Below are 9,978 nucleotides of genomic sequence, written 5' to 3' on the forward strand. Positions count from 1 at the left end.
CTCCATTCTCTTGCCTTACGTTACTTGTACCACTTTATTCCAGACAGGTTTTACGTCAGCTCAGGTAATGCAATTGGCATTGACCTGGTACGCTTGGATAGCAACCATTGCAGCAGAACAGGGATCACCACCAGCACCAGAATGGTTGAAGTGATCAACCCGCCAATCACAGCCCATGCCAGTGGCGGCCACAGAGGACTGCTGGCCGAGGTTAAAGGTAGCATACCCACTATGGTTGTGACCGAAGTGACTATAACAGGACGCACCCTGTTTTGTACCGATAACATAATAGCTGCCTGCGTATTCTTCCCCGCTTGTACGTACAACAAAGTACCGTCGATCAATAAGATAGCATTGTTCACGACTATTCCTGCCAGTGCCAGGATCCCTAACACCGACATAAACCCGAACGGCACCTGAGCCAGGCTCAGCATAGCCGGCGCACCAATGACGGCAAAGGGAATGCTCAGCATCACCAGCAAAGTTAAACGTAACGAATTAAACTGCAGTACCAAGGCAATAAAGAGCAACAGCGCACCAGCTGGCAGGGTTTTAAACAAGGCATTGTTTGCCTCGCCAGACTCAGCCATTTCTCCGCCAAAAGCTAACTGTAATCCATATCGCTCGGCAATAGCAGTCAGCTCTGGCATCAGCTCAGTGAGCAGCTCAGTCTCATCCACGCCCGGTGCAACTTCGCTGATCAGTTTAACCACGGGCACACCATTTCTGCGCGCCAAAATTGCTGGCTGGCCGACTATCTGAGTATCAGCAAGCGCATGAACCGGCACAGGTTTTTCGGTCAGTGAGGTCAGTACGCCGGTGTTCATCAGATCAATACTGTCATGACTTGAATCCGGGTCATACAGCACAACGGATGTAGGCTCATCATTAAAGCTCACCTGAGTCATGGTTAGCCCTGCACTGCGCCATGCCAGATAATCATTAAGCTGACTTTCAGTGAGGCCAAGCTGACTCAGCCGTTGCTGATCAAAAGTCATGGTCAGCTGAGGCACCGCCCCCGAGTAAGCTTTGCCGGGAGCGTCAAACCGCCCATCTGAGCTCAGCAAGGCAAATACCTCTTCGCCGGCCCGACGTAAGACTTTATAGTCTTCACCGCTTAGCCACATTACCACCGTACTTTCCAGTGGCGGCCCTTGTCCGAGCTCCCGGGCTCGCAGAATGACTTCCGGGTAGTTGCTTTGCAGTTGCTCGTTCAGCTGTTCAACCAGCAACGCCATATCGATATGTGCTTGGGCGGTCAGTACCACCCGGCCAATATGGCTTTCATCCGGTTTTTGCGCCAGGTTGTAGTAGAAGCGCGGGCCGGAGAAACCATTGAATACCAGGGTGCGCCGCACATCGGCATGTGCACTGATGTCTTCAGCTATCCGGTTTAATGTACTTGCAGTGAGCTGCTTGTGCGTGCCCATGGGCAGCTCCACATCCACAATGGCCTGATTACGGTTGGTTTTTGGAAAAAACTCACCATCAGCCTGCGGCAGCGACATCAACCCGGCGCATAGTCCAAATACAGCAACTAACGTCAGGGTTTTGTGCTGCAGGGTAAACTTGGATAAAGTCAGTGCGCCCTGCTCTAAAATATGTTGCAGTTGCTGCTGCCAGCGAGAAACCGGGCTTTTACGCACAGGTAAGTAACGGTTCAGCAAAGGCACCAGCGTTAACGCAATGGCGTAACTAGCCACAATACACAGGATCACCATGACCGGAATACTGGCGATAAAATCGGCCACACTGCCTTTGGCCATCAGCATTGGCAAAAACGCCGCAATGGTTGTCACGGTTGCAGCACACAGTGGACGCCACAACTCGGTGATACTTTGGATGGCACTGTGTAATGGTTCGCTGCTCGCAGACATATGCCGGTTAAATCGCTCTGCAACCACAATGCAGTTGTCGACCATCAGACCTAAAGATAAAATCAGCCCGGCAATGGTCATCTGATGCAGTACTCCATCCATCGCACTAAAAGCGGCAATGGCCGACAATGTGATAACCATAACGGCAATACATACACTCACAGCGCCACTGGCAGACAGGAAAATAAACAAAATAACAGCAATGGCAACCAGGCTCAGCATTAACGATTGCATTAGCCCGTCTTTGCGCTTTTTTGCCCACCTGGGCTGAAACAGCTCTATCGTGACAGCGTTTGCCCCATAAACCTCATTGAATTGCTCAACCAGCTGGGTAACTTGCTCGCCCGCCTGTGCAATGCGGATCCGGTTTGGCACCAGAGTCACCGCCACACCAACGCGTTGCTGGCCGTTGATCCAAAAAGACTCACTGGCTTTTGGGTCTGGACGATAATGGATATCGGCCAGCGTAGATAAAGGCAATTGCTGGCCCTGGCTGGTTGCTACGAGCTTCCCCTTAAGCTCGGCCAAAGAGTCCAGTTGAGCCACAGGTGACAGGATAAGGTTAGCCCGGTCGTCGGTGATACTGGCAACCGAGTCAATCTGATTGGCACCGCCGATACGCTGAGCAATCTGCAAGGGCGTGACACCCGTTTGCAACATAGTTTGCTGCGAATAGGCCACCGCTATCTGGCTGCCCGGGTCGCCCACCAGCTGAGCATTGCGCACTGTACTAAGCGCCAATATCTGATCTCGCAACTCAATGGCGAGTTGGCGCTCCTGAAGCAGGTCGCCCCGTCTGCTAACAGACAATAAAATACCCTGGGTGTCCTGCACGCGATCTAAGATAGTCATAGACAGCGCCGGATTACTCTGGCGTATGGGGGCAACCCCTTCTTTGATCCGTTGCCAAACCTGCTCGGTGTGATACACGGTTTCTTTCAGCTCTATATCCAGCGACGCGGAGCCGTGTTTCACCTGAGCACTGTAGGTCTGGATTTCATCTATTTGCGCTAAAACACGCTCCAGAGGCCTAACGTAGCGCTGTGCCAGAGATTCAGCTTCCAGGCCATTGGCATTGAGTACTATCAAGCCATTGCGATACGGAAAGCTGGGATCTTCTTGCTCCGGGGCGCTGAACCAGCCACCCAACCCGGCAAGACACAAAATACATACCAGGCCCAAAATAAGGCGAGGATTAACAAACCAGGGAGGTCGAATCACAACTTACTCCTTATTAAACGAGTGGCTCAGCAGCATGCGGCTATCAGCAAATATCAGTGCGGGCGATTCAAGTGGCTCAGAGCTGCTGACAAGAATATGGTGGGCACGCCCAGTTATTACCTGAACATAACGGCGTTGTTCAGGCTCTGATTGCAGCACCACATAGGGCTGACTGGCATCGTCATAGTGTAAGGCACCACCAGGCAGGCGATACAAAGGCTGATCTGAAAGCGGAATTTTTAGTTGCGCATTCAGGCCCATCCAGGTCTGATTGTGTGCTTCCAGCCGGACTTTCAAAAAAAAGAAGGGAGCGCGCAACCCAAGCGGTAAGGTACGCTCCACTATCTGGCCTGTTACCGACTCGTTCAGCGCCGGCACAAAAACCTCCACATACTCCTGCTCATTGATTGTCAGTGCCACTTCCTCAGGTATCGCAAAACGGGCATGTAAAGCGGATGCAGCCTGAAAGTTCAGCACCGTCTGGCCAGCCTCAGCAAACTCCTTACGCCTTACCAGTAGATCGCTCACGACCCCGTCGAACGGGGCGCTGATAGTAAGCTCAGCAAGCTGATTGCGAGCGGCATTTACCTCGGCCTGTGCTTTATTCACTTGCTGATAAGCCATATCCAGATTACGTCGGCGTTGATCTAGCTGCGACTGTGTTTGCAAATTGCGTTTAACCAGTGCCTCGGCGCGTTCGAATTCAGCCAGACTGTTGGTCAGCTCTGCCTGTGTGCGCTGAAGCTCTGCCCGCGCTTGTTCAAGCTGAGCATATGCAACTGGATCATAGAGCTCCATCAGTACTGTACCACGTGTCACAAATTGCCCGGCACGTACCCAGAGCTTTTCAACCCTCCCCGATTTTAACGCGGCCAGCTGGGTGTCTTCGGCCCCTTCTATCTGGCCAAAAAACACTTTCAGTGGCACTTCGATTACCCGCTCTGGCATCGCAGTGGCAAACTGAGTCACTCTGGCATGGTTTGTTTGTGCCTCAGTATTTACTTCTCGTTGCTGATCCTGGCAGCCCAGCATGGCGACCAGACTCAAAAGGATAAGCGCTTTAGAAGACATACACATACCCCAACAATAACTGCACAGCACCGGATTGCTCGATAAGCGGAGAATCTTTTATTTCGCTGCCATAAGCGGTGTAACTCAGATCGGCTTTTATCATATGGTTACGACCAAAAAACCAATCACTTGAGACACCCACTTCAAGATTCATGGTGGCGTCGCCTGTATAAGCGATGCGCCCGGCACGCTGCTCTGTTGGTAATACACCATAGTAATAATCAACCAGATCCTCACTCAGGTAACTTGCAGAGACATAAGGCGTTATCCGCCCGTCACCAAGCGTAAATGGCACACCATAGCTGACACTGGCTTCATAGCCTTTGTGGGTACTGGTAACATCATGCATAAAGGAAAAACCGAACTCGCCAAACTCTGTATCAAATTCCCCTTCAAAGCCAAAATCAAAGCTCATATCCCTGTCTTCCATCCCCAGGAAAATATCACCGTCGGCTTCCTCGTAGCCGTCCAGCCTCAGCAGCCCCACCACTGAGAACTCTATATTTTCCTGCTGCCAGACTTTGTAGCTGCCACGTGGCCCCAGTAATGAAAAGTTGCCATATTGTATGGCCAGAGCGGGCACTAAAATGGTCTCATTGCCAACATCGGTGTAGCCCTGATCCTGAGATACAACCGCCGCACCAATTCCCCATTGAACGCCTTGCTCCTGATCATCAGCCAGGGTTGAAAAACTCATTAATGCCAGAGAAATCAAAGAAACTGTTTTATTCATTACCATGCTCCATTAATCAAAATTACTCTATCGGACAACACTTTTGTCCGGGGTTAAGCAAAATTTAAAGGAACAAACTTTCTTGAAACTTACACGGTGGTAATTTTATGAGAATGGAGATTAGGGGTGAGACTACAAAGACCTTGACGGGGAAGCAATGAAGAAAAATAGACTGCAGCGCTTTACCATTAGGCAGCTTGGGGCCCTGGATTATAGTTTCTGGTGCACTATCGCATGCCTGATGAGCACTCTGGGAATGAATGCTCATCACAATCTGGCCGTTGTATCCTATTTTGTGTTTATAGATCTGAAATTCGATACACCGATGTAAATGGAGCATTTATCATACCCAGTGACAGTGACTGTTTTATCGGCAGCGTATGCAGTCATAATTAAACTCATGTAAGCCTGACCTGACGGTGTAGATATATCTAGAACATAATCGAAATGTTCATTTGTATGGCATGATGGTTTGTTGTTTATTGTTCCATCTACATTAAAAAACAGCTTGTCACCATAAATCGGCCCCGTTAAAAGTGAGGTGATCTTTCCTGTTTGGTTAGAAGTAGCAAAAGATGCACCGCTAAAAAGTATACACGCGGCAAGTAGGTATTTCATGAGTAACTCCCAAATAGGCATTATTGTAAGTTTGCGCATTGTACAACTAAAACAAATATAAGCTCTAGACATCGCAAAATGGATTTTTTATATCTCAAGCCTCTCCCCTGACACTGCAGCAACATCTACTCAAAACACATTAGCATTAGTAATTGCATTACCTGCATAGTCATGTGTCCGTCTACCTCTCAATAAGCACTATAGAATTGGTGCCACAGATTCTCTTTTAGATGACTGGCGAGCATGTACTGCAGCACCCAACCGTTACCAGGGCTAAGTAGGGTATTTACCTTACAGAGGTTTTTCGCGGAAACACATGGCACAACCGAAGAACAAAAGATTCTGGTTTACACAGTTAGAATGGAGGCCAACAAGTTATAGGCCTCTTATTTATTAACAAAGAAAAAGTACTTTATTCATCTTGCTCACATGAAAATGGGCCAACCACACCGCTTTTGATGGCAAATTTGGTATCAATTTCCGGATGCCGTGTTTTTATTTCCTCAAGCGCTTGCTCGAAGTTCTCTTTTACCAGCACTCTCCATGAATGCGATGAAAATAAAATATAGTTATCGTAGTCATTCACATGAAAATGGATATCCCCGATATAAGTGACGCTATTTTCTTCTATATCAAAAGTGCCAAGGCAGTTTAAATCGGGGTCAATTAGCTTAGAGCCTTGCATGTATAACACTTGGTCAATTTCGTGTGTGCCAACAGGCAGTGGCAGAACAATCAACTTTTCCCGGGTGTCTTTTAGAACGAAGCTGTAGTTGTCTAGCATTTTTTGTGTATTTCGGGTAATGAATTGAGCATTACCAATATCACCAGAGGTACTAAAACGGGCTAAAGCTAAGCCATGTCCTTCGGGCAAAGGCTTCTTAGCGTCATATGCCAGTTGCGCGCAACCAGACAGAAAAAGTGTACAAACAACAACCATGGTTCTAAACATATTTACTTCCCACTACATAAAGGTGCTACATTACAAGCACCTGTCAAATTTTAACCGCGTGCATTAAACCCAAAAAAAGCAAACATTACAACTAAAAAAAATACACAAACAACCATGATTTTAGATACCCCTACAACTGTCCATGATAAATACATTCCATCCACTCCCTGTTTTAAAATACCTGATTATTAAAGCCCGTAAATCGCCATATTACTTATTGGGTAGCAGCACGATGACCTGTTGCCCTCGCAAACGGCTCCTTTGGCCCTTGTTCGTTTTTCAGCTCGAGCCGCGCTGTTTTATGCCGGTCTTTTAGTATAATGAAGCCCGTTTTTCCAATATAGTTATGCATCATCAGGTGCTTGGGAATTTTTAATGGCAGGAATAGTCTGAGTTCGCATCGATTAAATGGGTTGTTAATCGCACCTTACTCGATATCTTTGGACGCATCCTTTTTAAATTTAGTAACCAGGATGCCCTCTCTTTGCTCGTGTTCTTGCGCCCGCTCTTGTCCTTTTTGGTATTCCTCTGCAATCATTTCTTCTATCTTTGAGGCTTTCTGGTTAAATTCTTTTTCAGATATTCCACCTGACTCAAAAAGATCTTCAAGTTCTTCAAGCTTTTCTTTCAGCTGCTTTATTTTTTCAATATCAACTCCCAGCCGCTGCATTAACATGGCCTCCTGCATTTCCCCCAGGAAGCTCTCGTTTCGTATTGTTGTTTGTAATTCTTTTCGTTGATACTGCAAGCTAATATCAGATGTCTGGTACATCGGCATCTCTAAAGCAAGCTGCTGAGTAAAGCCTGAATCATTATTACCGCTTTCCGGCAATTTATTTCCGTTTTCTACATTGCTCTGAGCAGGCAAATAGCCTGAAGCGGCGGATTTATACATCAACATGGCAATTTCCTTTATATGGTCCCTGATAGACCATGCTTGTATCAAAATACGCGCCAACTATAGATGCAATGTAACCATCGCCATACCTAATTGAAACTGGCCTACCACCTAGTCACTTGCCTTGTAAAACCTTAAATCATTTATGCTTAGGTAAAAATACCGCTTGTGCTTAAGCGCTTGAATATCTTTTTGCAGCATTTGCAAACGACTTAGCAGCCGCCACAAGGCTGCTGCCCAAACACCTAGGTTCAGAGATAGCGCCTGTTTATAGTCATCTTAACCCTGAAATAATAACACTGAATTCAGGCATGAACTACGCGGTCATACAACGTAATCAGTTCACCAAAAAATCAAACCAATAATATTAACCATGGAGAATTATCGATGACCAATGCAGAAACCATTACTGCGATTGTTGTATCTTGCTCGTCGAAAAGACGTTTATTTTCATAATAAACACCGGTACAAAATTAGACGACAATCATCATTATAACTTGAAGGCATTTCTTCATATCCACTTTGACCAGAATGAAGTTAAAAGTAGATGCACACGCTTGCTTTTTATACTGAGCACTAAAAAACCGTAATACAAAATGGGGCTACTCAAGTCACTCTTTATTAGGCATTAATTCAGGCGCTCCCCGGGTAATTCAAAATCATCCTTTTTTAGAAGCTCAGCCTGTGCAATTTTATACTCGGCCTCTTCATTAGTAATTACTCCCTGCTCTGCGAGCCATTTAAACTTTTGAATTTCGTTTTCCAATTCGTTTTCTGGGTTCACTTCACCATACCATTGCAAAAGCTGAGAGTTTCTTCTCTTATTTAGCTCATCAATTATCTGGTCATGGTTTTTATCTTGAATGACAAAAACATTTCCTCTTTCGGCACGAAAAACCGAGTATTTAACCTTGGAAAAATAGGCCCAGAGAACGCATGCCGAACCAACCAGCACCCAAAAACCTTTGCCACTCAATGGCGCGCCATTGTAAACAGCGTAGCCAAGTTGGAAAATCCCAAGCGCTATCCAAAGATAGCCCACATTTCGAAGCCAATCATTTTGCTCTATTTGAACCGATGATTTCTGCGGAAAGTCGGCGTAATTCATGTCAGTATCACCTGAGCCTGACTTATCTTCATATGCAAAATTAAAGTAATCATCGTGTAGTGTAAATGTATGTTTATTTGATTTTTTCTTCTGTATGAATTCCATCGTATTTCTCTTGAGAATCTAGTGAGCTTATTACTTGACGCCACAATAAGCAGCAATAGTGCAGTTTACTAAAATGTGAGGCGAAGCGGAACCATTCGAGAAGCTCAAAACGATAAGCTCAAACGACACCCACTCCAAAACTTGTCGACTATACTTTCTGCTTCTATGCTCTTTATCTACTTCAAGGATAAGGACGAACCAAATGCCTACGGCACGGAAAAGCCAGGTCAGCTTAGTTGACACAAAATACTACCATTGCGTCTCTCGCTGCGTACGGCGTGCCTTTCTATGTGGTGAGGACCCATTAACAGGCCAATCTTATGAACATCGTCGTGAATGGGTTGAAGAAAAGCTTCTCCTGCTGGCCACCATTTTCTGTATCGATATCTGCGCTTACGCTGTCATGAGCAATCATACCCATATCGTTTTATATGTGGATGATAAAAAAGCCAATCGATTGAATGACAAAGCCATCGTCATCCGCTGGCATAAGCTATTTAAGGGAAACTGGCTGACGCACAAATTCATCGAAGGTAACGAACTTAATCCGTCCGAGCGTTTGATGCTAGATGATATTATCGAGAAGTATAGGGAGAGACTTGCGAGTATTAGCTGGTTTATGCGCGTACTGAACGAAGACATTGCCCGTCGTGCCAATAAGGAAGATGGCTGCAAAGGCCGGTTCTGGGAAGGCAGGTTTAAGTCTCAGGCATTACTCGATGAAGCAGCCCTGGCTGCCTGCATGGCCTATGTTGACCTCAACCCTATCCGGGCCAAAATGGCCAGCACACCCGATGCATCTGAGTTCACCAGTATCAAAAAGCGTATTGAACACGCACAGCAAGGCAAGCAACCAGAGAATCTTCTTCGCTTCGCTGGCAACCCCAAGCAAAACATGCCCAAAGGGCTACCCTTTGAGCTTGAATACTACATTGAACTGGTTGAGCTTACAGGCCGATGCATTCGTGCAGACAAGCGAGGTCACATCAGTGATGCTCAGACTATTCTCGCCAGATTGCAAATAGAGCCTGAAAACTGGCTAAAACTCACCACACGATTCACCAAAGTATTCCACGGTGCAGTCGGCAGACAGCAAGTCTTGACTGAATACTGTGAACATCTGCAAAAAAAGCGACGCCCCAATCTGGTTAATTGTGAGCGCTTATTAGGTTAGTTTTGCCATTATCCTAACTTCAAGTGATGACTGTCGCACTCACAGCGGGATCGCACTTTGTAAAAAGGCTTTAACACCTGCCTCTTTTCTGATCTAATAACGTCCTCATTATCACTATCTATTTGTTAATTATGTCGTTATTTAGCCACCTTGAACTTGTTGAAGATCAGCGTTCTTCTATCAATCAACATCATGAGCTTACTGATGTTTTGTTTCTTATC

Annotated in this window: 8 protein-coding genes; 1 reads left to right on the forward strand and 7 read right to left on the reverse strand. The window is 46.3% G+C overall.

Annotated elements, in window-relative coordinates; translation table 11 throughout:
- Positions 1-50 precede the first annotated feature (50 nt).
- The 7 genes from CWB99_RS22080 to CWB99_RS22110 form a co-directional block, all read right to left on the reverse strand.
- Positions 51-3,098 carry an efflux RND transporter permease subunit gene (locus tag CWB99_RS22080; RefSeq protein WP_138551418.1) on the reverse strand — a complete coding sequence of 1,016 codons (3,048 nt, stop codon included), beginning with the start codon at positions 3,096-3,098 and terminating at the stop codon, positions 51-53.
- 3 nt (positions 3,099-3,101) lie between these two features.
- Positions 3,102-4,169 carry an efflux RND transporter periplasmic adaptor subunit gene (locus CWB99_RS22085; RefSeq protein WP_171045431.1) on the reverse strand — a complete coding sequence of 356 codons (1,068 nt, stop codon included), beginning with the start codon at positions 4,167-4,169 and terminating at the stop codon, positions 3,102-3,104.
- Positions 4,159-4,902 carry a MipA/OmpV family protein gene (locus CWB99_RS22090; protein ID WP_138551416.1) on the reverse strand — a complete coding sequence of 248 codons (744 nt, stop codon included), beginning with the start codon at positions 4,900-4,902 and terminating at the stop codon, positions 4,159-4,161. The genes CWB99_RS22085 and CWB99_RS22090 overlap by 11 nt, the downstream gene beginning before the upstream one ends.
- Before the next feature lie 288 nt (positions 4,903-5,190).
- Complete coding sequence (locus tag CWB99_RS22095) at positions 5,191-5,520, reverse strand: hypothetical protein (RefSeq protein WP_138551415.1); 330 nt, start codon at positions 5,518-5,520, stop codon at positions 5,191-5,193.
- Between the two features lie 412 nt (positions 5,521-5,932).
- Positions 5,933-6,472 carry a hypothetical protein gene (locus CWB99_RS22100; protein ID WP_138551414.1) on the reverse strand — a complete coding sequence of 180 codons (540 nt, stop codon included), beginning with the start codon at positions 6,470-6,472 and terminating at the stop codon, positions 5,933-5,935.
- Positions 6,473-6,899: 427 nt separating this feature from the next.
- The gene (locus tag CWB99_RS22105) at positions 6,900-7,373 is read right to left on the reverse strand and encodes a hypothetical protein (RefSeq protein WP_138551413.1); all 474 of its coding nucleotides are present in this window, start codon (positions 7,371-7,373) and stop codon (positions 6,900-6,902) included.
- Between the two features lie 625 nt (positions 7,374-7,998).
- Positions 7,999-8,583: a hypothetical protein gene (locus CWB99_RS22110; protein WP_138551412.1), complete on the reverse strand. Its 585-nt coding sequence runs from the start codon at positions 8,581-8,583 to the stop codon at positions 7,999-8,001.
- Between the two features lie 202 nt (positions 8,584-8,785).
- On the opposite strand from CWB99_RS22110, the gene CWB99_RS22115 reads away from it, so the two are divergent.
- A complete protein-coding gene (locus CWB99_RS22115) occupies positions 8,786-9,757 on the forward strand; it encodes a transposase (RefSeq protein ID WP_138686226.1) in 972 nt (323 codons plus the stop codon).
- Positions 9,758-9,978 lie beyond the last annotated feature (221 nt).

Source organism: Pseudoalteromonas rubra, from assembly GCF_005887095.1.
In the GTDB taxonomy this organism is placed as follows: domain Bacteria; phylum Pseudomonadota; class Gammaproteobacteria; order Enterobacterales; family Alteromonadaceae; genus Pseudoalteromonas; species Pseudoalteromonas rubra_E.